Origin of the sequence: Paenibacillus enshidis (assembly GCF_042136365.1) — a bacterium.
In the GTDB taxonomy this organism is placed as follows: Bacteria; Bacillota; Bacilli; order Paenibacillales; family Paenibacillaceae; genus Paenibacillus; species Paenibacillus enshidis.
Genome location: NZ_JBHHMI010000006.1, coordinates 220,684 through 240,274, shown reverse-complemented (window position 1 = coordinate 240,274; position 19,591 = coordinate 220,684). Strand labels below are relative to the sequence as shown.

The 19,591-nt window shown below is 48.9% G+C and carries 22 protein-coding genes and 1 riboswitch; of the genes, 11 read left to right on the top strand and 11 right to left on the bottom strand.

Annotated features, from left to right (window positions below):
* Positions 1-108: 108 nt before the first annotated feature.
* On the top strand, positions 109-951 hold the full coding sequence (locus ACE41H_RS09930) for an EcsC family protein (protein WP_375355062.1): 843 nt from the start codon (positions 109-111) through the stop codon (positions 949-951).
* A 137-nt stretch (positions 952-1,088) separates the two neighbouring features.
* Here the strand turns inward: ACE41H_RS09930 and ACE41H_RS09925 are convergent, their stop codons facing one another.
* The 7 genes from ACE41H_RS09925 to ACE41H_RS09895 form a co-directional block, all read right to left on the bottom strand.
* Complete coding sequence (locus tag ACE41H_RS09925) at positions 1,089-2,357, bottom strand: MFS transporter (protein WP_375355061.1); 1,269 nt, start codon at positions 2,355-2,357, stop codon at positions 1,089-1,091.
* Positions 2,358-2,522: 165 nt separating this feature from the next.
* On the bottom strand, positions 2,523-3,020 hold the full coding sequence (gene queF / locus ACE41H_RS09920; protein WP_375355060.1) for a preQ(1) synthase: 498 nt from the start codon (positions 3,018-3,020) through the stop codon (positions 2,523-2,525).
* A 36-nt stretch (positions 3,021-3,056) separates the two neighbouring features.
* A complete protein-coding gene (gene queE, locus ACE41H_RS09915; protein WP_375355059.1) occupies positions 3,057-3,809 on the bottom strand; it encodes a 7-carboxy-7-deazaguanine synthase QueE in 753 nt (250 codons plus the stop codon).
* The gene (gene queD / locus ACE41H_RS09910; protein WP_375355058.1) at positions 3,802-4,293 is read right to left on the bottom strand and encodes a 6-carboxytetrahydropterin synthase QueD; all 492 of its coding nucleotides are present in this window, start codon (positions 4,291-4,293) and stop codon (positions 3,802-3,804) included. Before queD ends, queE begins: the two co-directional genes overlap by 8 nt.
* Entirely contained in the window at positions 4,286-4,969 is a 684-nt protein-coding gene (queC, locus tag ACE41H_RS09905; protein ID WP_375355057.1) for a 7-cyano-7-deazaguanine synthase QueC, read from the bottom strand. The genes queD and queC overlap by 8 nt, the downstream gene beginning before the upstream one ends.
* A 132-nt stretch (positions 4,970-5,101) precedes the next feature.
* Positions 5,102-5,140, bottom strand: a riboswitch (PreQ1 riboswitch).
* Between the two features lie 91 nt (positions 5,141-5,231).
* On the bottom strand, positions 5,232-5,936 hold the full coding sequence (locus ACE41H_RS09900; RefSeq protein WP_375355056.1) for an AIM24 family protein: 705 nt from the start codon (positions 5,934-5,936) through the stop codon (positions 5,232-5,234).
* A gap of 52 nt (positions 5,937-5,988) precedes the next feature.
* A complete protein-coding gene (locus tag ACE41H_RS09895) occupies positions 5,989-6,417 on the bottom strand; it encodes a hypothetical protein (protein WP_375355055.1) in 429 nt (142 codons plus the stop codon).
* A 369-nt stretch (positions 6,418-6,786) separates the two neighbouring features.
* On the opposite strand from ACE41H_RS09895, the gene ACE41H_RS09890 reads away from it, so the two are divergent.
* Both ACE41H_RS09890 and ACE41H_RS09885 read left to right on the top strand, forming a co-directional pair.
* Positions 6,787-7,467 carry a hypothetical protein gene (locus ACE41H_RS09890; protein ID WP_375355054.1) on the top strand — a complete coding sequence of 227 codons (681 nt, stop codon included), beginning with the start codon at positions 6,787-6,789 and terminating at the stop codon, positions 7,465-7,467.
* Positions 7,468-7,632: 165 nt separating this feature from the next.
* Positions 7,633-8,643, top strand: a complete 1,011-nt coding sequence (locus tag ACE41H_RS09885; RefSeq protein WP_375355053.1) for a helix-turn-helix transcriptional regulator — start codon at positions 7,633-7,635, stop codon at positions 8,641-8,643.
* Between the two features lie 26 nt (positions 8,644-8,669).
* Here ACE41H_RS09885 and ACE41H_RS09880 read toward each other — a convergent pair whose 3' ends face one another.
* The 4 genes from ACE41H_RS09880 to ACE41H_RS09865 all read right to left on the bottom strand — a co-directional run bounded on the left by ACE41H_RS09880 (position 8,670) and on the right by ACE41H_RS09865 (position 12,663).
* On the bottom strand, positions 8,670-9,341 hold the full coding sequence (locus ACE41H_RS09880; protein WP_375355052.1) for a 3'-5' exonuclease: 672 nt from the start codon (positions 9,339-9,341) through the stop codon (positions 8,670-8,672).
* 165 nt (positions 9,342-9,506) lie between these two features.
* Complete coding sequence (locus ACE41H_RS09875) at positions 9,507-11,369, bottom strand: 5'-nucleotidase C-terminal domain-containing protein (protein ID WP_375355051.1); 1,863 nt, start codon at positions 11,367-11,369, stop codon at positions 9,507-9,509.
* Between the two features lie 353 nt (positions 11,370-11,722).
* Positions 11,723-12,181: an ImmA/IrrE family metallo-endopeptidase gene (locus ACE41H_RS09870; RefSeq protein ID WP_375355050.1), complete on the bottom strand. Its 459-nt coding sequence runs from the start codon at positions 12,179-12,181 to the stop codon at positions 11,723-11,725.
* Positions 12,182-12,222: 41 nt separating this feature from the next.
* A complete protein-coding gene (locus ACE41H_RS09865; protein ID WP_375355049.1) occupies positions 12,223-12,663 on the bottom strand; it encodes a helix-turn-helix domain-containing protein in 441 nt (146 codons plus the stop codon).
* Positions 12,664-13,020: 357 nt separating this feature from the next.
* Between ACE41H_RS09865 and ACE41H_RS09860 the strand changes: the two genes are divergently transcribed.
* From ACE41H_RS09860 to ACE41H_RS09825, 8 genes are all read left to right on the top strand, one after another.
* A complete protein-coding gene (locus ACE41H_RS09860) occupies positions 13,021-13,491 on the top strand; it encodes an ArpU family phage packaging/lysis transcriptional regulator (protein WP_375355048.1) in 471 nt (156 codons plus the stop codon).
* A gap of 360 nt (positions 13,492-13,851) precedes the next feature.
* Positions 13,852-14,265, top strand: a complete 414-nt coding sequence (locus ACE41H_RS09855) for a hypothetical protein (protein ID WP_375355047.1) — start codon at positions 13,852-13,854, stop codon at positions 14,263-14,265.
* A gap of 37 nt (positions 14,266-14,302) precedes the next feature.
* Positions 14,303-14,515 carry a hypothetical protein gene (locus ACE41H_RS09850; protein WP_375355046.1) on the top strand — a complete coding sequence of 71 codons (213 nt, stop codon included), beginning with the start codon at positions 14,303-14,305 and terminating at the stop codon, positions 14,513-14,515.
* On the top strand, positions 14,515-15,831 hold the full coding sequence (locus tag ACE41H_RS09845; protein ID WP_375355045.1) for a phage tail sheath family protein: 1,317 nt from the start codon (positions 14,515-14,517) through the stop codon (positions 15,829-15,831). The genes ACE41H_RS09850 and ACE41H_RS09845 overlap by 1 nt, the downstream gene beginning before the upstream one ends.
* Position 15,832: 1 nt before the next feature.
* On the top strand, positions 15,833-16,291 hold the full coding sequence (locus ACE41H_RS09840; RefSeq protein ID WP_375355044.1) for a phage tail tube protein: 459 nt from the start codon (positions 15,833-15,835) through the stop codon (positions 16,289-16,291).
* 80 nt (positions 16,292-16,371) lie between these two features.
* Positions 16,372-16,794 carry a phage tail assembly chaperone gene (locus ACE41H_RS09835; RefSeq protein WP_375355043.1) on the top strand — a complete coding sequence of 141 codons (423 nt, stop codon included), beginning with the start codon at positions 16,372-16,374 and terminating at the stop codon, positions 16,792-16,794.
* Between the two features lie 198 nt (positions 16,795-16,992).
* Positions 16,993-18,846 (top strand): phage tail family protein, encoded by a 1,854-nt coding sequence (locus ACE41H_RS09830; RefSeq protein ID WP_375355042.1) that lies wholly within the window; start codon positions 16,993-16,995, stop codon positions 18,844-18,846.
* On the top strand, positions 18,846-19,577 hold the full coding sequence (locus ACE41H_RS09825) for a LysM peptidoglycan-binding domain-containing protein (RefSeq protein WP_375355041.1): 732 nt from the start codon (positions 18,846-18,848) through the stop codon (positions 19,575-19,577). The genes ACE41H_RS09830 and ACE41H_RS09825 overlap by 1 nt, the downstream gene beginning before the upstream one ends.
* Positions 19,578-19,591 lie beyond the last annotated feature (14 nt).

Below are 19,591 nucleotides of genomic sequence, written 5' to 3'. Positions count from 1 at the left end.
ACGCTCCGCTCCTCAGTCCCTAGCTTCATCCAACCTTCTCGGTGCTGAAAACCTGACTTTTTGAACACGCACTACAATAGATTATTACTCCGAAAGAGGGATCAGAATATGGAACAACCAACCGGGGAAGCGGAAAGCCGGGAATATCTGCAGGACGAAATCAGGAAAATAGAGCGGTGGGAGAAGGAACAGAAGGATGTGTTCTTTTGGGAGAAAATCGGGCGTATTCCGTTTATGCTGCTGGATAAAATCACACCCAAGGCGATCAAGGACAAAATCGGCGCCGCCTTGAATGAGCTCGGCAGCTTCGTGCAGACTGGCGGCCAGTATCTCGTCAGCGAGAATGCGGTCCTTAAACGGGTGCAGAAGGCCGCCAAGGAGGAAGAGCCGCTGACGCTGGAGCGGGTCGCCAGGCTTCCGATAGCTGTTATGGACCAGACTGCCGATGATCTGGCCTCCGGGCGGGTCACCTTTGCCACCGCACAGGGAGCGACAACAGGCATAGGGGGGATTTTTACATTAGCCGCAGATATTCCGCTTGTGCTCGGATTGTCGCTGAAGGTGCTGCAGGAGACGGCCATTTGCTACGGCTTCGACCCGAAAGACAAGCGCGAGCGTGTGTTTATCATCAAATGTCTCCAGTTTGCATCCTCTGATATCGTCGGGAAGAAGGCGGTGCTGGAGGAGCTGGCCCGCTATGATGAGCCACGGGACGGCGAAGATCAGGTCGCAGCGCAAATTCAGGGCTGGCGTGAGGTTGTAACCAGCTATATGGACAATTTCGGCTGGAAAAAGCTGTTTCAGCTCGTACCCGTGGCGGGCATGCTGTTCGGCTCGCTTATTAACCGCAGCGCCATCGGCGATGTGGCGGAGGCAGGCAAAATGCTGTACAAAAAGCGCCGCATTCTGCAGAGGCTTGCAGAGGAGGAGACCGAGGCCGCCGACTCCTGATCAGCACAAAGGCAAAGAACAGTGAAAAAATTGCCCTGTTCTCTGCCTTTTGTGTGGAGCAGGAAACGCAAGGTTTCCTGCAATTTTTTTTTGTTCTTTTCGTAGAAGTTATGCACGCAGCAGCGGAGCGTCTGCTCTTATACTTCTGCTCCATTTTCCTCAGCCCAGCGGTTCAACTGCTTGTCGGAAGGCAACAGGAAGCTTAATACACCGAGCAGGGGAAGGAAGCCGCACAGCATCATGACATTCTCAATGCCCGCCCTGTCGATCCAGTTCCCGAGCACGAGCGCGCCGACACCGCCAAGGCCGAAGGCGAGCCCTGTAATGAGGCCGGAAATGGTGCCGATTTTGCCCGGAACGAGCATCTGGGCATAGACCACGGTTACCGAGAAGCTGGACAGCATAATGAAGCCAATCAGTGCGAGCAATACACCGGTCCAGAACAGATTGGCATACGGCAGCAGCAGCGCCAGCGGTGCGGCGAGCGCCATCGACAGGAAGATCATGTTGCGCTTGCCGAAGCGGTCTGCCAGCGGACCGCCGAAGAAGGTGCCGAGCGCACCGGCGCCAAGAAACAGGAAAATGTAAAGCATGGCCGTTTCCAGCGGCAGATGGAACACCTGGATCAGGTAAAATGAATAATAGCTGCCGATCGAAGCGTTATACCATGAACGCACGAACACGATCACAATAAGAACGATCATGGCGAACAGAATGCGGTTTTTGACGTCCGCTCTGAGCTTCTGCGCCTGCGCTTTCTGCTTGCGCTGGTACAGATCGGTCTGCAGCATCCGTCCGTACCAGCGGGCGATGAATAGCTGTACAAGAATGCCTGCACCGGCAACTGCGGTGAACCAGATGGCTCCGAACTGGCCCAAAGGAACAAACACAAGGCTCGTCAGCAGCGGGGCAAGCGACTGGCCGGCATTGCCACCAACCTGAAAGATGGACTGAGCGAGTCCCCGGCGCGATCCGGCAGCCATATGGGAGACGCGCGAGCCCTCCGGGTGAAAGGCGGCGGAGCCGAGTCCAACGAAGACAACCGCGAGCAGCACGGCTGCATAATCCTGCGCAAAGGCAAGCAGCAGCATTCCCGTCAGGGTAAAGCCCATGCCGATGGGCAGCAGGGAAGGGGTGGGCCGCTTGTCAGAGAACCAGCCGACCACAGGCTGCATGATGGAAGCCGTAAAATTAATGGCAAAGGAAATCCAGCCGAGCTGGGTGTAGGTGAGCTTCATCGAATCCATCAAAATCGGGAAAATCGCCGGGATCACCGACTGAATAGTATCGTTGAACAGATGCACAAGGCTGATGGCCAGCAAAATGGCGAATACCGTTGCCTTTGGTTTCTGGCCGGGAATGGGCAGCGGGCTGCCGGCGCTTTTGACAGCAGATTTCATTGACATGAGTACCTCCGGTTGTAACAGCAGCTTCAGCAGTGCTGATATGTATATTTTTAAAGATAGTGCAGTAATGTCATCCTGGCAACCCTTCTGAACGAATTGCTGTGATCATTTTTTAGTATGCCGCAAAACTAAAAAAGAGGCGGATGATGCCCGCCTCCGCATTGATTACCGGTTATCGACCTTTTCCGGATATAGATCATGGTTGAACAGCCGCTGTTGTGCCATTTCCTCGTACTTGGTGCCTGGACGCCCGTAATTGCAGTACGGATCGATGGAAATGCCGCCGCGTGGCGTGAATTTGCCCCATACCTCAATATAGCGGGGATCCATCAGCTTGATCAGGTCGTTCATGATGATATTGACACAGTCCTCGTGAAAATCCCCGTGATTGCGGAAGCTGAACAGGTACAGCTTCAACGATTTGCTTTCCACCATCTTAATATCCGGAATATAGCTGATATAGATGGTCGCAAAATCCGGCTGCCCGGTAATCGGGCACAGGCTTGTAAATTCAGGACAGTTGAATTTCACAAAATAATCGCGGTAAGGATGCTTGTTATCAAAGCTTTCCAGAATGTCCGGATCGTATTCGAATTTGTATTTGGTTCCCTGATTGCCAAGAAGCGTAATATCATTCATTTCCTCTGTTTCTCTGCCAGCCATGATTTATCTCCCTTTTTATAAAATGTTCTACGATGATTAGACGCCTCTTTTATTACCCCAGACTAAGGTGTGCAGCTGCGGAAGCACGCGTACGTCATTCAACCGGTCATCCTCCATGACCCGGTTAATCAGCCATTCATAGCGGGTCAGCAGCGAGGACGCCTGTCCTTCCGTATCGAGGGAATGCACATCGGGATTGCCTGTCTGCAGATACAGCTCCTGATCCGGGTAACGCTGATGAACGGAGCGGGCGTATTCCAGGTCGGTTTCGTCAAAAATAACAACCTTCAGGCTGACGGCATACGGATGCGGGCGGCTGGAAAGCCGGCGGACCATTTCGTCCAGCGCATCCCAGTTGGTGTTCATGCCGGAACTGGGCGGCTTCGGGGAAATGGTGACTTCATCAATCTCCATCAGCCAATCCTGCCAGCGTGAGCCCTGCGTCTCGACAGCGGTAGTCACGCCCTGGCCGCGCAGCAGCTCCGCCAATGCGGAGAGCTGTGGCAGCAGGGCCGGATTGCCGCCGGAAATGGTCACATGCGAGAAACGGCCGCCGCCAAGGCTTTGCAGCTCCTGCCAGATGTCTTCCGCGCCCAGGCGGCGAATCTGGTCCTTGGCACTGCCGTCCCAGGTGAAGGCGGAATCGCACCAGGAGCAGCGGTAATCGCAGCCGGCGGTCCGGACGAACATCGTTTTACGACCGATGACCATACCCTCACCCTGAACCGTAGGGCCGAATATTTCCAGCACAGGGATGGCTGCGGGACTTTTTGGCGCACTGCTACTCATCCAGCATCCACTCCCGTCTCGCTTCCGCGCAACTGGTCGGCGTCTCGTACAGCCGCACGAATTCAGTGCGACCGCCCCGTATGCGTTCCCTGTATTCGGGAGAAGACAGAGCGGTGTCCATCTGTTCAAACAGCCACACGACCATATTTTCCGCCGTCGTATTCATCGGAGGCAGCGTTTCGTTCAGATACTGGTGGTCAAGATAGATTTCGATCCGTTCTTTCCATATGCTTTTAAGGTCTGCAAAATCAAGCACTAGCCCCGTCTCGCCGGGATATCCGCTCACCCCGAACACGACCTTGTAGGTGTGTCCGTGCAGGTTTTTGCATTTGCCTTCATAGCCGTGCAAATGGTGGGCGGCATCAAAGGTGAATTCTTTGCTGACCATCACCCGTTTGCCATGATAGCGAAGCTGCTCCGGACGGATATCCTCACCAAACTTCTGCAGCTTGTCAACAATGCGGAAGGTGCCGGGCTCACGCATGAGCAGAGCCTCCCTTGCCGGTAGTGTCCCGTTCGGCCAGGTACTGCTCCAGACCGGCTCTGCGCAGCTTGCAGGCCGGGCATTCGCCGCAGCCGTCCCCTTGAATTCCGTTATAACAGGTGAGTGTACGGGATCTGACAAAATCAAAGGCCCCCAGCTCATCGGCCATTCGCCATGTTTCCGCCTTGTTCAGCCACATCAACGGGGTGTGAATGACAAACTGGTAGTCCATCGATAAATTCAGCGTCACATTCAGCGATTTGATGAATACATCCCGGCAGTCGGGATAACCGCTGAAATCGGTCTCGCAGACACCTGTGATCAAGTGGCGGGCCCCTTTCTGCTTGGCCAGGATGGCGGCAAAGCTGAGGAATAACAGGTTGCGCCCATCCACAAAGGTGCTTGGCAGCTCTCCCTCATTCTGGGTAATCCCGATATCGCTCCGCGTAAGGGCATTCGGGGCCAGCTGATTTAGCAGGCTCATGTCGAGCACGGTTTGGGGGACCCCCAAATCGCGGGCTATATCGGCAGCCACCTCAATTTCCAGCTTGTGGCGCTGGCCATAGTCAAACGTCACGGCCTCAACCTCGGCAAATTGCTCTTTTGCCCAGAACAGGCAGGTCGTGCTGTCCTGGCCGCCGCTGAAAACGACAACAGCTTTTTCATTTTTAAACATAAAAAAACCCTCCATCTTCTTAAAATTGTACAGAGCCACCGGCTCTGCCTTGGGGAAGAAAGAGAGTTCTTGAACTGACATCCAACAAAAAACAGGCCTTGCCGGAAATGAGGCACCATCCGGGAAAGCAAGCTTAGTTTTTTATAGAGGGAGTTCGCGAACCTCTCCCATGCAGGCGCATGGATTCTCTTCAATTCTGGTCCTTTCGGATGCTGGTCCTAAAGGGCACAGGGGCTATTATAACATGAATGCGCTATTTGTTCTATTTAATGAAAACACCGCCGAACGGCAGCGCCTCCCGCAGAAAGCGTTTGATCACGCCCTCGTCGTCCAGGTCCTGTGCCAGCCGCCGATTGTATTCACCTGCCTGAAACAGCACCGTACCTCTGCCGGTCATTTTAAAATGGTAGTTCATATGCTGACTGGCCAGATTGTTACCATAGACGGTCAGCTCCAGGCTGGCGTTCTCCGGATAGGCGATGACGCTGCGGGCATCGATATACAGCGGCTCCGTCGGGTGCAGAACCTCCTGGCAGACCACCCCCTGGGTCAACAAGCCGATTTGCCCGCTTCCTGCAAATTTGATTTTAACGGCATCACGGGTGAACAGCATATTTTTCATGCTCAGCACCTTGGTCTTCATGCATATCCCGCTGGAGTAACAAAAAAGATGCTTGAAATCATACAGCAAGTCGCTTCCGTCTTCCAGAGTGATCATTTTCAGGGAGAAGCCTGGGGGGAGCGCTGCGGTGAAACGGCACGGTCCTGTAAAGTCGCCCTGGATCAGCTTCCGTTTGCGGTAAATTCCTTTGATATTCATCAGCTTGTCGGAACGGCCGCTGCTTGGGCCCCGGTAAGCGATAATCTGCTGCGGATGCAGGACATAAACGAGCTCCCGGTCTTCCAGGGAAAAAGTCACCGCTGTGCCTGAGGAGCTGTCCTGATGCTCACCGCCCGTTATGTTCATGACCTGCACATCCTTTCATGTTGCGTTTTTCTCCTGCCAGCTGTTCATCAGCTTATAGCCGGTCAGACTTGCGCTTCATCATATATCTCATCAGCCTGATCAACACAAAATAGCCAATCAGCAGGGCAAGTGAGGTCCAGAAGATGATTTTATTCCGGTGCAGGGCCGCTTCCCGCCGTTGTTGAAGCCGGGTCAGTTCAGTTACCGTTTCGGTCAGCTTGCGGTTTTGTTCCAGTAATTGTGTGTTCTGTTCCTGGTAGGACTTCAGGTTTTCCTGGGCCTGCTTTAGCTGCTCCTGGGTCTGCTGGTAGCTTTCATGCAGCCGGTTGACCTCTTCGGGCAGATTCGAGTACCGCTCCCAGCCCTCCATAATATCGTTCCAGCTCGCCTGCGCGCTGTCCGGGAAAGTGAGCTGGACACCGGCCAGCAGGGACGCAGCAAGAACGAATGGCGCCAGCCTGCGCCTGACGGAGATTTTCATCCAGACTCCTCCTTAACCGTTCATTCCAGCATGGGTGATTCGAAAAAAGTTTTTATTTTATCGGTTCATGATTTAAGTGTACCTTAAATGGGGCATATGAAGAAAGTAGTTAACAAGGGAGGGAAATTCCTTTGTATTTCTTCCTCAAATGACTCTGGCTTAATAGTAAAATCAGCCTGCTGTTGCAGGCTGATTTTTTCGTTTTTATGCAGTGTTTTTCGTTAATGGTTATACCATTTTACATAATTATCTACTTTTCGTACACAAAAAAAGGTATTTTTATCATGAAACATATGTTCCCTGACAATATAGTGTCGAGGTCTCCTGATAACGTAAGAGATGATTTACCAGATTGGAGGGACTTGGAAAATGAATTCTACTATCAACGTAAATTACTTATGGGACAAAGAAGCAGTTTTTGCGAAGGGTGCCGATCAGGTACATTTGCTTGTAGAATGGGGCTGCGGAGCGGTTCCCAAGAGAAAAGCGGCTGTCCAGCCAAAGCTGATCGGATTCGATCTGCAGCTGCGTATTATACCGGAGAGCGGGGTTAAGGTGATACATAAAAACGGTTCCAAAATCAATCCAAAGCAGGTTGCTTATGAGCAAGAAACGGTGCTTCACTGTGGTCATATGTTTAACGGCAAGCATAAGCATGCCATTTTTGTGTTTTCCTTCGACAAGCATAACAGCGGGAAGCAGGCTGTTGCGACCATGGAATGGAGCTGGTACAAGCCGCTGGCGGAAAAGCGTACGGTGATCCGCACGGAACGCATCTATACTCAATTCACCTATCATCTGGGGCTGATTCAGCTTCCTGCCGATCCAAGAGTAGAGAAATTGATGAAGATGGATGAATCGTCCTTTGTATTAAAGAAGGCTCTTCGCGCTTACGAAAAAGGGAAGAGAGATGAAGGAAACTGGAAACTGCGCAGCCATGCAGATATGCTGCTTTTGCTGGCGGCCCGAACCGGCGATCTGGATTACCTTCAAGAAGCCGAGATGTTTTTGGGCTTACAGCGGCAATGGGATTACACTTATCAAATGTGATTCATCAATTCAGGCCGAATGTCTTAATTTCAATGTAAAAATTTATTTAAAAAGGCAACGGGAATGCCGGTAACTTCGCAGAATTATGACTTATATTGTACTTTCAGGATAATTGTGTAGGTCTAATTCGCTACATAACGAGCGTGTGTGAAAGGAGGGCCTCTATTGACCGATCGACTAATTCGACTCATGCGGATTATCACTATAGTGCAGGCTAATCCGGGGATACTTGCCAGAGAGCTTGCCGAACGATGTGAGACTTCCGAACGGACCATTTACCGGGATATGGAGGCGCTGAGCGCGATGCATATTCCGATTACGAATCTGGGACATGGTAAGGGCTACACCTTTATCAGCAATTTTGCCTTGTACCCTCCGAATTGGACAGATGAGGAGGCTACGGCCTTTTCCATGCTATCCGGCGTTATGGACAAAATTAAACCGATGCTTCCTGCGGCTTTTGAACGGGCGTATGAGAAAGTCATGGCTTCGACCCATAAGAAAAAAATCGAGCAGGCTCATATTGCCCAGCAGGTATCCAACATCATCCAGCTCGGGAGACAGGCAGACTGGGAAGAGCAGCCATATTTTTTGATGCCCATTATCATGGCCAGCCTTTCTCAGCAAACGATAGAAGTAGAGTATCATCCTGTCTCGCATGACGAAGAAATCTCTACTTTGCGTATTGATCCTTATTGTCTTATTCCACAGGAACGGCGCTTTTACATGCTTGGCTATTGCCATTACCGGTCAGCCGTTCGAACGTTCCGCATCAGCCGCTTCCGGAATGTCCGTATCCTTCCCCGCACCTTTTCCAAAGATAAAACGGAAGTAGAGGCCTTTTTCAGGCATACGTGGGGAGTGGAGGGAGAAGGCAGCGCCACCACCCGGTTTGTTGTCCGCTTTTCTCCGGAATGGGCAGAAGCTGTCCGGGCTGAAGAACTGTTTGTAAAACCGGATATACAGCAAATGTCGGATGGCAGTCTGCTTTTCGAGGCCGTGGTAAATAATGAAAATGAATTTCTGAACTGGCTGAAAAAGTTTGGGCCTGGAGCTGAAATACTTCACCCTGCCGCCCAGCGCAAGCGATTTGCCGACATGCTCGCTGCCTGGGTCCGGATGTATGTTAAACCTGAACACGAGGAAGAGGTGGCAGCAAGCAAAGACCCCCGGTGATAAGAGCCGAGGGCAAGGGGAATGATTTATTTTTTGAACAGATCAGCCAGATTGCCAAACGGATTATAGGGTTCACTGTCATCCTCTTCAGTGCTGGAGTACACCAGCTTGGACCCTGAGCCCTCATTCTCGGTGGCGCTGTTCGTTTCCATGACAAGCCGGTCACAATAACGCATGAATACCTGTGCGGTGTTCAATGCATCATCCATGGCACTGTGCTGGCGGCCGTCAAATTCGATCTGGCACAATTCCAGCACCTGACTCAGGCTGAGCTGGCGGTATTTGCCTTGCCCGCTCAAAATGCGGGAAATCTGCTTTTGAATATCGTTGGTATTCACGATCCAGGACAGATCAACATGGTGAGTACGGCAGTGTGACACCAGCTTCATCCGGTCATCGGGCCCCCAGGCGCACAAGCTGTAGGCATGATCGGTCCCGAGCCATTCAGTGAACTGCTTGATCGCTTCAGGGAACAGGGGAGCGGCATCAATATCCTTTTGTGTAATACCGGTAAAACGAACGGTTTCCGCGGACAGCACAGGTCTGTTGGAGGGGCGGACGAAAGTATGAAAGGTGTCGGTGATCTCCAGTCCGTCCCCCTGCTGCTCTATTTTGACTGCGCCTATATCTATGATTTCGGAGGAGTAACGGGAATCGCGGCTGACAGTAAACTCCAGATCGTATATGATGTAGACCATAAAAAGGGCTCCTTTTGCATGTTATTCTAATCCATCTTACATGTAAACGAAGCATATGTCAGCATAAGCGGACAAAGCCAACCCAAAAAAAGAGAGTGGAGCCGATGTAACCCGGCGTGTTCCACTCTCTTTATGTTGTTTGTAAACATGAATGAATATTGGAAATCAGGCAGGGATTTTAATTTTTTGCCCCGGATAAATCCAATGTGCATTTTTGATTTTATTCAGCTTCTGCAGCTCCTGCCATGTTGTTCCGTAGTTCTTGGCAATCGCGTACAGCGTATCGCCAGATTTTACCACATAGACCTGGCCGGCTGCCGAATCCTGAGGTTTTGGTGTGTTTGAATTGGGAACAGGAACAGGAACAGGTGCAGGTGCGGGCTCCTCTACTTCAGGTACAGGAGCTGGTTCTGTTACAGGTACTGGTGTTGGTTGCGGAACAGGAGCCGGTGCAGGCTCGGTCCCTGTATTGCCGCCTCCGGCAGCTTCAGTGATGCGTCCGTCCGCTTGAACATTGACAGCGCCAAGCTCCTGCATGTGGCTGATCAACGCCTCATCCAGCGAACCGAACATGCCTGCTTGCGGGTATTTCGTAAACATGGTGTATTGGTCGCCGCCTACGGCTGTAAAGTCATTGGTGGCCAGTGTATATGTTGCTGCTGGATCGTATGGTTTGCCGCCGATCATCAGCGAAGTGACACGGCTGCCTGCAGCAGCAGACGTATCGATCTTGAAAGTCATGCCAGACACCTGCGGAAATCCGCCGCTTGGCTCCGGGTAGGCAGCTACACCGTTTTCAAGCGCAGCTTTGATATCCGCACCGGTGACTTCAAGGGTGACTACCTGGTTTCCAAAAGGAAGCACGGAGATGACCTGGCCTTTCGTTACATCACCGGCAGGAATGGAGGTACGAATACCGCCGCCATTTGTCAAAGCTACGTCAGCGCCGCTGACATCCTTGATCGCATCGGCAACCAGGTCGCCCAGGTTGGTTTCACCAGCACGCACGTTTTCACGTTCCCCGTTCAGGTTAACCGCACTGTTGGCTACCTTTTCCTCCAAAATCGGCTTTTGCTCTGCCTGGATGGACTTCACGAGAGCGTCTACATCAGCGTCAGGCTTGATGTCCGCAGCTTCCTTGGCGTCCACCAGCGTTGCTTTTTTGCTGACCACATCGTTATTTTCATCAAGATACAGGTCGACCACGCCAAGGAACTTGGAATATTCGCCTGCGCTTGCAATCAGCGTGCCGTTGCCGCCAACCAGCCCGTCCTGCAGCACAGTATGGCTGTGGCCGTCGATGAACACGTCGATGCCCGGCACTTCCTGGGCCACTTTCAGGCTGGTATCCACACTGGACTTATCCTGCCCAACATGACCTACGGCAACGACCACGTCAACCTGATCCTTGATCTCGTTCACAATGGCCTTTGCTTCTGCGGCAGGGTCGGCAAAATCAATGCCTTCCACATTTTTAGGATTGGTTTTGTACGCCGTCTCTGGTGTAGTAAGGCCAATAATGCCGATTTTCACGCCATCTACTTCTTTAATGATATAAGGCTTTAACAAGCGGTTGCCGTCCGCCTGCTTCACATTGGCGCTGAGCAGCGGGAATTTCATCTCTCCGGCCAGCTTCACGAGCTGTTGCCAGCCGTAGTTAAATTCATGGTTGCCCGGAGCCATGGCATCATAGCCCATCTCGTTCATCACTTTCACGACACTCTCGCCGTTGACCAGCGTAGCGAAGGTGGTGCCATGAACGGCGTCACCGGCATCAAGCAGCAGGCTGTCGGGATTCTCGCTGCGGTACTTGTCAATGATACCAGCCAGCTTGGCGTAACCCATTTCTTCCTTGTTCTCGACGGCATGGGAATGCACGTCATTGGTATGTAAAATCGTGATGTGTTTGCCGCCTTCAGGGGCAGCGGCCTTATCTGTCGCCGGAGCCGCAGAGACGGCGGCACCGAAGCTGCCGAACAGTACGGTGGCGCTCAGCAGGACGGAAGTAAATCTTTTCCTTTGATTCATTGAATACATCACCCTCCCACAACATATAAATGCAAATCTATCATAGAGGTAGTTCAAAAAGTCATCTTTTGATCACGAAGGAAATCAGGAAGCGGACTCGACATCGAATCTTGAATTCAGCCGGGCCTTCCGGTGCTCACGTACCCCACGTACGCTCCGCTCCTCAGTCCCTAGCTTCATTCAACCTTCTTGGTGCTGAAAACCTGACTTTTTGAACTCGCACTCACAGCTGCTATTTTATCAGAGAATTGTAAATAAATCTTGAGTTTTGCGTAAAAATAGATGCCATGGAGCTGACAAAATGCCAGGTTTCTCTGAAATTATTGAAAGTGATTGAATGGAACAGGCTTCCTTTAATCTATATCTGTGAGCCAGGAGCAGCCGGCCCGCTGCTCCGCAGGCTGCGGCCAGAATATAGAGGCTTCAATGGGCAGGCCGATGCGCGGAAGATACGCGTCCAGCGTCTCGTCAGGCTGCGGTGGCTGGCCCTCGCTCAGCAGCAGAACGGCAAACCGGTTAGCCTGCCGTTCCCATTTTCCCGGCTGAAAATAGGAGTGCTCTTCCAGGAAAAAACGGCTGATCCCTTTGTGCAGTCGGTCATGCCCCAGTTCATGGGCGCATACAAAGCGTTCCCACTCCGGGGTCAGGCCGTTATGAAGCACGATGAAGCGGCGCCGGAGCTTGCGGAAGTAAAGGCCCTTCGTGGTTGTGCCCAAATCTGAGTAGCGGATATGTATGCCGAGTGAGCGGGCGATTTCAAACGGACAGTTGGTCCGGTATTTTTTAACCAGCTTCTGTATGATTTCATGCATAGTTATTCACCTGCTATCGGTTGATAAATGGAGGTTTGGCCTCATTTCCCCTTGGCGGATGGAGGCTTGCGCTTGTTCATTTGCTTGGCTTCCCAGAACAGGCCTGTGAGCACATCCTTGATCCGCCTCTTGTCTTCCTCATCAAGGGGGATGCCGTCAAACATCAGCTCCCCGTCTTCCTCCAGCATTTTTTTGAAATCCCGGCGGTCCCTTGAGGTGGCCCAGGCCGGGGAGTTGGTTGCAGCTTCCTCGCTCGCGTCATGCTCCAAATACCCTGCCTGCTTCATCATCTCGGCGTAGGGCACCGAGAGCGAATCGGCCAGCTTGCGGATCGTGGCCGGCTTCGGTATGCCCCGCAAGCCGTTCTCAATGCGTGATATTTGTGAATTGCTGATGCCTGCCGCTTCAGCCAGCTGATTAATGCTTACCTTTTTTTGCTCTCTTAACTGTTTCAGGTATATTCCGAATGAAGGGTTTTCCACGTTGACGGACACTCCTTTATGCAGGATCCAAAACATAGCGCCAGCGAGCTTTAAGCAGGCCAGTCTATAGAATACTATAAAACCGTGATACCAATAGGTAAAGGAAAATGGCAATAATCATGCCAAAAGGCATAGAAAACGAAAGCTTGGACGTTTTTTTCTGGGAAAAACGGGCTAAAATACGGTTTGGTTCATCCACTATGTAGTGGTATGTTATGGATATATACGAACAAAAATACGAACAAATTGTAAACTAACTTATGTACCTCATGAAGAATCGGCTTTATGGAATGACAGCAGAGGTCCTTCGTTACACTTAAAACATTGCCAAAAGGCATAGAAAAAGGAGACTGGCTGATGAATACTCTTTTACCTGAGTTGGACCGCCGCAAAACACAAACTGCTCTGGAGGCTGTGTTTGAAAAATACCGCATTTACAAAACGATCACCTTTATGGACCGTGAGGTGTCCGTAACCGCATCCTATACAGACAGGCCTCACGGCCCGACGAACCTGACTTCCGATCCGACTGCGCGAACGGCCGTGTATAATGTAGATGCGCCTGCGGCAAGAGCTGCTTATTGCGACACGGTGGACAGCATCGTAAGCCGTCTGAATGAACGCGAACAGCTGCTGATCAGGGAACGCTACCTGAAGCAGGACGATGTGTTCGACTATAAAATCTATAACCATGTGTTCGATCCGCCGGTCAGCAAGGATACTTATATGAAAATCCGTGCCCGTGCTTTTTATAAAATAGCGCTGGCTCTGGCCGATCAGGGATGGCTGCAGCTCGACAGTTTATGCAAGAAAGCAGCAGTAAGATAATATGTAGAAAGAAAACGAAACCGGATTGGCCGTACAGGCTTGTCCGGTTTTTTCGCGTCTGAACCGGATAGATTTATTTTATCACAAAACAACGAACATGTGTTCTACTTTTTGCCGCCGATTGTTGTCTCTAATTCGGTCGATATTCGTGCTTTTTCGCGTCAGCGTATACGTTTTGGGGGTGTAAGATTATAGCATCGGGAATGAAGGCAAGGGACACCAAATGTTCGGGAAGCTTATTCCCCAAGGTTGCTTAATGCAAGCCGCTTCACAAATGGTGAACACTTTATTTTCCGAAATTAAGCTTCTTTAAATGACTGGGGGTGACGCTCGGTCTAAAAATGTGAAAGGAGGAGTTCCATGAATGCTGAACTTATGACCCAAACTTTTAAAATCCATTTGGAAAACAATTTTCCGAATTTGAAAATTGGCGTTTATGTCAGCGGGCAATCGAGCGACAATGATCTGGGTTATCATTTGTCGAAAATTGCATTAACGAGGGAGCGTAGCGACAGGCTGGTAGGGCTTTACAGCTTTGAAGTATACGTTTCTTCAACGGGGCACAGCTCTCAGGAGCAACTTGTAGATAAACTTATTGAGGCTCTGGAGACGCTTGATCAGAGTGGATTGTTATGCAGAGCGAGTGAAATAACTTGGGAACATCAAACGTCCACACCGAAGGCCACCGTAGTTTACATGGTTAGGTCAATCAGGCAGCGGGAATCTGAGGTGAAAATGCAAAGCATGGATCAGAAATCGCTGGGAATCAAGTAAACAAAATTTCTTTCTTAAAGATTTGGAGGAACATAAAATGGCTACTAAAAAAGCGGTCAAAGCTTCAGATGCCAGCATTTATGAAGGAGAGGTCCAAATTCAGTACACAAAAGGGCAGTTTGTATCATCAAACCGCTTCAGTGCACTGGAAAAAGATGTTCTGGCAGGACTTATGCAAGACGATAAATCTTATACATTGGAGCAGGCGAACAAAATGCTTGCCCAGTTTCTAACTAAGGAGGCATTCTAATGGCTGGAGGAACATGGACAGTACAAAACAAGGTACGACCTGGGGTATATATTAATTTTGTTTCTGAGGCGAATTCGCTAGGGACTTTGGGTGAACGTGGAACAGTAAGTATGGCACTCCCGTTGTCTTGGGGTGAACCGAAGAAAATCATTACTATTCAAGCTGGAGAAGATCTCAAGGATAAACTTGGCTATGATATCACCTCTTCTCAAATGCTGATTATTCGTGAAGCTCTGAAAAGAGCAAAAACGTTGTTGCTGTATCGCCTAAACGAAGGGGTTAAAGCCGCTGCGACGATCGGAACATTGCAGGCAACAGCAGTTTTCGGTGGCGTTCGCGGTAATGACCTCTCGATTGTTATTGCTCCCAATATTAATGATGACACTAAATTTGATGTTGAAACCTTCCTTGCCGGAGAGCGAGTAGATGTTCAAACTGTCGCATCATTGGAGGAGCTGAAAAACAATAAATACGTTGTGTTCCAGGGTCAGGGTCAGCCTGAATTGACAGCTGGGGCTCCGCTTAAGGATGGCACGGATGGTACTGTCTCTAATCAGGACCATACCTCTTATTTGCAAGCTCTTGAAGTTATGGATTTCCAAACCATCGCATTGGTATCTGATGATACTACCCTCAAGTCTGTCTACGCTGCGTATGTTAAAAGATTGCGTGAAACAGAAGGTAAAAAAATTCAGGCAGTGCTGGCTGATTATATTGCGGCTGACCATGAAGGTATTATCAGTGTTAAAAACGGGGTTACTCTGACGGATGGAACGGTTTTGTATGCCAAACATACAACAGCTTGGGTTGCGGCTGCAACGGCAGGAGCAGCTGTAAATGAGTCTCTTACCTACCAAGCATATGATGATGCTGCAGATGTTAACGGTAAGCTGACAAATGCTGAAATGGAAGCAGCGCTGAAACAGGGACAGTTTGTATTTACTGCTAGCAGCGGCAAAGCAGTAGTGGAACAGGATATTAATACATTTACATCTTTGTCGCCAGATAAAGCTAAACATTTCTCCAAAAACCGTGTAGTGCGGGTCCTGGATAGTGTTGCGAACGATCTGAAGCGAATTTTTGAATCTTATTTTATTGGTAAAGTCAACAATAACGATGACGGCCGAAACCTGTTCCGTTCTCAGTGTGTATCTTATCTGAACGATCTGCAAAATATTGGTGCAGTACAAAATTTCAATTCCCAAACGGATATTAAGGTTTTGGCAGGTGCTGAAAGTGACAGTATCGTAGTGGAGCTGTCCGTACAACCGGTAGATTCTGTTGAAAAAGTATACATGAAAGTGAAGGTGGCTTAAGATGGCATTTTTGAAAGCTAGTGATACGATTTCCGGACAAGAGGGACGCGCATACGCCACAATTAATGGCCAAGTCGAAGAAATGTTCTATGTGAAAACGTTGGAAGCTACTGTTGAGAAACAGAAGGCTGAAGTAAAGACGCTTGGGCGCCGGGGGGTTCAGCATAAGGCTACCGGCTGGTCTGGTTCCGGTTCGATGACGATTTTTTATATGACTACACGCTTTCGGCAAATGATGCTTGACTATATGAAAACCGGTGTCGATCAATATTTTGATATCGAGGTTACTAATGAGGATCCAACGTCTTCTATTGGCAAGCAAACTGTGACTCTTAAAGGGGTCAATCTGGATAGTGTTATTATGGCTTCTCTTGACACCGAATCAGATGCACTTGAAGAAGAAGTAAGCTTCACATTTGAGGATGTTGAAATTGGTAATGCCTTTAATGCACCTGCTTAAGCTGTCAGAACGTTAAAATAAAAAAATGGCCCGTGAGATTAACTTACGGGCCAAATTAATTATAAATCACGGAGGTAATTATGAGTAATCTGAGTCTCTTTTTCGCACAAAATGTCCCTGTAGATACTGTCGAGGAATTCATTGTTTCGGAGCGTTTTAAAGATGAGAATGGAAGTGCGGTAGCCTGGAAGCTTCGCAGTATGACTGAAGAAGAAAATCAGGAATGCCGAAAAGCAGCTACACGTAAAAATAAAGGAAAGAACGGAACGTATACCCAAGAGATTGATCCAAATGAATATATGGGCAAGCTGATGGTTGCCAGTGTTGTTTATCCGGATCTGAAAGACGCCGAATTGCAGCGTTCCTATGGTGTTCTCGGAGCGGATTCTCTGCTCCGAAAAATGCTGCTGCCAGGTGAATTTGCCGCGCTTGGTGAAAGAGTTCAGGCACTTAACGGGTTTAACCGGGACATGAATGAGCTGGTGGATGAAGTAAAAAACTGATTAAAGAGGGCGATAGTGAAGCTAACTTGGCTTACTATGCCCTCCATGAGCTTCATATCCTCCCACACCATCTGATGTCATTCTCTCAGCATGAACGAGCCGCGATTTATGCCATGATTTCTGTCCGGATAGAGAATGAGAAGCGTGAGCAAGCCAAGGGGAGAGCGAGAAAAAAATGAGTGAGAAGGAGGTGGAGGCATGGCGGATGAAACGTTCGTAGTTCCTTATACCGGTGGGGAAGAGTGGAGTTCCGCAAATGAGGAATTAGAAAAGTTGTTCCGGAATATGCAGAGATTCTATGATTTTCTATATCAACAAAAAACGGTGTCGTTTATGGATGGTTTCATAAAAGGGCATGCTGAAGCAACAAGGGCTGCACAAGCCGCCAAACAGGCGCAAGAGCAACTGAATCAGGCAACTCAGGATGCAGCAAAATCTCAAGAAGAGCTAAATGAAAACATGGATCAGGGGACCAAACAAGCCGGAAGATTATCCAGGATTATTGACTCGATGGAGGATTTTATACCGGGCTTACCCAATACTATCGCTAATATAGGCCTTGGTGCATTGGCTACAACGATGATGGGAGATAATAACACCCAGAGTGCGCCTTCTGAAGCGGCAAATAGTGAAACTGGCGCTGCTGCAGAAGCAAAAAAAAGTTTTCTAACTAGTGCTGTTGACTCTCTTAAAAGTGTCGATATTGGAGGGATATTTTCACAAATTCAGTCACTTGGGGAGAAAATGATTAGTGGCGCGGCAACTGAAGCAGATAAACAAAAATGGGAAGACATTGGAAATAAAATCAATAGTTCTTTGGCTAAGGCAGGGGAAGGAGCTATGCAGTCCCTTAGACCAGTCATGGACATGCTGATCACCGCTTTGGATACAGGGCAATTTGATACATTGCTCGGTGCATTAGGCGGAACTTTTTTGTTTATAGCTGAGGCCATCGGGTGGGTTGTGACAGGGCTGCTCAATTTGAATTCATTTGTTCAGCAGCACTGGGATTTGGTTGCCCCAATTTTGGCTGCCATTGCTGGGGTATATCTTGTCGCAGTTATAATTCAGCTATACGCAATGGCTGCAGCCTGGTTAGCTGCCAACTGGCCTATTTTACTAATCGTGGCTGCTATTGCACTCGTTATTATGATTTTGCAAAAGTTGGGCGTATCAGGGGCAACAATTGTCGGTGTCATCGTGGGGGCTTTTTTTGCATTGGGCGCTACCATCATGAATTTGGCGGCAAATGTTTGGAACACATTCGCAAGCCTGGCAGAGTTTTTGGTAAATCTCTTTATCGATCCTATCTATGCGGTAAAGAAGTTGCTCTATGATTTTGTTCAAAATTTCTTAGCCAGTATATATACCGTATTCAGAGGAATTGAAGATTTCTTAGGAGTATTCATGGTTAGTGTCAATAAGGGCATTAATGTTGTTATTGAGGCTATCAATAAAGTGCTGCCTGCTATTAACAAAATTTTTGGCACAAACTTTGGCTCGATTAAATTACTCGATGAAAACAATGTTCATGCTGTCAGTGACAAAATTCAAGATATAATAAACTCCTATGAAAAGCCGACCAGTGATAAAGGAACCATTGGAATTGATCGGATGAGTTATCAAAATCCTACTGAAGCTGGAATGAATGGGTTTAATCTTGCTAGTAATGGGTTTAATAAAGGTCTTGGCTATATGAAAGGCTTTTCCACGAGCGGTATGAATGATAAAACTGTCAAAGCCGAGAAAGCAATAAGTGCTGCAAAACTTCCTACCACATCCCCTTTGGGAGCGAATATGATTCCTAACGTTGGACATGTGGGGAGTGTCGGAAAAGTGGAGAACCAGGTTGATATTTCAAGTGAAGATCTAAAAATGATGCGCGAACTGGCTGAAATGAATGCTATTCAAAATTTTGTAAGCCTTACACCAACTGTACAGGTAACAACGGGAGATATAAACAGCGGTGCGGACTTGAACTCAATTATTACTGGAATCAGTACTATGCTGCAGGAAGAGTTTGTGTCTACTGCTGAAGGAGTGTATACGTAATGGAGGAATATGGTTTCTTTCTTACCTATAACAATCAGAGCGAGATTATCCGTCTGCCGGTTAATCCCGAGTCACTGGATTTAAAATCCGGAGTAAACGGCAATAGCTACTCTATTGTGGACTTTGGGGAAATCAATACGATTCAGTTTACCAAATTGCGTGAGATTAGCTTTAACAGTTTTTTTCCTGCGCAAAGGTATCCCTTTGTCGTTGGTGAACTCCGTGAACCGCTTTACTATATTAACATGATTAAGGAATGGATGGAGTCCAGGAACCCCATCCGTTTTGTTTTTTCGGGGATTACCTCAACAACGGCTGCGGCCGATGACAATACGGAAAGTGAACTTCTTAACTCAGGACTTACGGGTACAGGAACATTTGCCATTAACATGGCCGCAAGTATTGAAAGCTTTGACTGGAGCATTACTGCTGGTTCTCAAGATGTGGACTATACAATTTCTCTTAAAGAGTATGTATTCTACGAGCCGCGTAAGGTTTCGATTTCAACCTCCAGCACAGAAGCAAAAAAAACGGTTACTCAGAAACGGGCATCGGATAAAAATACTCCTAAATCTTATACGTTGAAATCTGACGACAGCCTTTGGAGTGTTGCCAAAAAAACTTTGGGAGACGGAAGCAGATATAAAGAGATCCAGAAAATGAACAATATTGCAGACAGTGAATTGAAAAAACTGCCGGTGGGTAAAGTTTTGAAGCTTCCATCCAACTGAGAGGAAGGTGGGAT

Coding starts and splice junctions, on each gene's coding strand:
- ACE41H_RS09930 (WP_375355062.1), top strand. CDS start 109: ATGGAACAACCAACCGGGGAAGCGGAAAGCCGGGAATATCTGCAGGAC.
- ACE41H_RS09925 (WP_375355061.1), bottom strand. CDS start 2,357: ATGTCAATGAAATCTGCTGTCAAAAGCGCCGGCAGCCCGCTGCCCATT.
- queF (WP_375355060.1), bottom strand. CDS start 3,020: ATGGCTGGCAGAGAAACAGAGGAAATGAATGATATTACGCTTCTTGGC.
- queE (WP_375355059.1), bottom strand. CDS start 3,809: ATGAGTAGCAGTGCGCCAAAAAGTCCCGCAGCCATCCCTGTGCTGGAA.
- queD (WP_375355058.1), bottom strand. CDS start 4,293: ATGCGTGAGCCCGGCACCTTCCGCATTGTTGACAAGCTGCAGAAGTTT.
- queC (WP_375355057.1), bottom strand. CDS start 4,969: ATGTTTAAAAATGAAAAAGCTGTTGTCGTTTTCAGCGGCGGCCAGGAC.
- ACE41H_RS09900 (WP_375355056.1), bottom strand. CDS start 5,936: ATGAACATAACGGGCGGTGAGCATCAGGACAGCTCCTCAGGCACAGCG.
- ACE41H_RS09895 (WP_375355055.1), bottom strand. CDS start 6,417: ATGAAAATCTCCGTCAGGCGCAGGCTGGCGCCATTCGTTCTTGCTGCG.
- ACE41H_RS09890 (WP_375355054.1), top strand. CDS start 6,787: ATGAATTCTACTATCAACGTAAATTACTTATGGGACAAAGAAGCAGTT.
- ACE41H_RS09880 (WP_375355052.1), bottom strand. CDS start 9,341: ATGGTCTACATCATATACGATCTGGAGTTTACTGTCAGCCGCGATTCC.
- ACE41H_RS09875 (WP_375355051.1), bottom strand. CDS start 11,369: ATGAATCAAAGGAAAAGATTTACTTCCGTCCTGCTGAGCGCCACCGTA.
- ACE41H_RS09870 (WP_375355050.1), bottom strand. CDS start 12,181: ATGCATGAAATCATACAGAAGCTGGTTAAAAAATACCGGACCAACTGT.
- ACE41H_RS09860 (WP_375355048.1), top strand. CDS start 13,021: ATGAATACTCTTTTACCTGAGTTGGACCGCCGCAAAACACAAACTGCT.
- ACE41H_RS09855 (WP_375355047.1), top strand. CDS start 13,852: ATGAATGCTGAACTTATGACCCAAACTTTTAAAATCCATTTGGAAAAC.
- ACE41H_RS09850 (WP_375355046.1), top strand. CDS start 14,303: ATGGCTACTAAAAAAGCGGTCAAAGCTTCAGATGCCAGCATTTATGAA.
- ACE41H_RS09845 (WP_375355045.1), top strand. CDS start 14,515: ATGGCTGGAGGAACATGGACAGTACAAAACAAGGTACGACCTGGGGTA.
- ACE41H_RS09840 (WP_375355044.1), top strand. CDS start 15,833: ATGGCATTTTTGAAAGCTAGTGATACGATTTCCGGACAAGAGGGACGC.
- ACE41H_RS09835 (WP_375355043.1), top strand. CDS start 16,372: ATGAGTAATCTGAGTCTCTTTTTCGCACAAAATGTCCCTGTAGATACT.
- ACE41H_RS09830 (WP_375355042.1), top strand. CDS start 16,993: ATGGCGGATGAAACGTTCGTAGTTCCTTATACCGGTGGGGAAGAGTGG.
- ACE41H_RS09825 (WP_375355041.1), top strand. CDS start 18,846: ATGGAGGAATATGGTTTCTTTCTTACCTATAACAATCAGAGCGAGATT.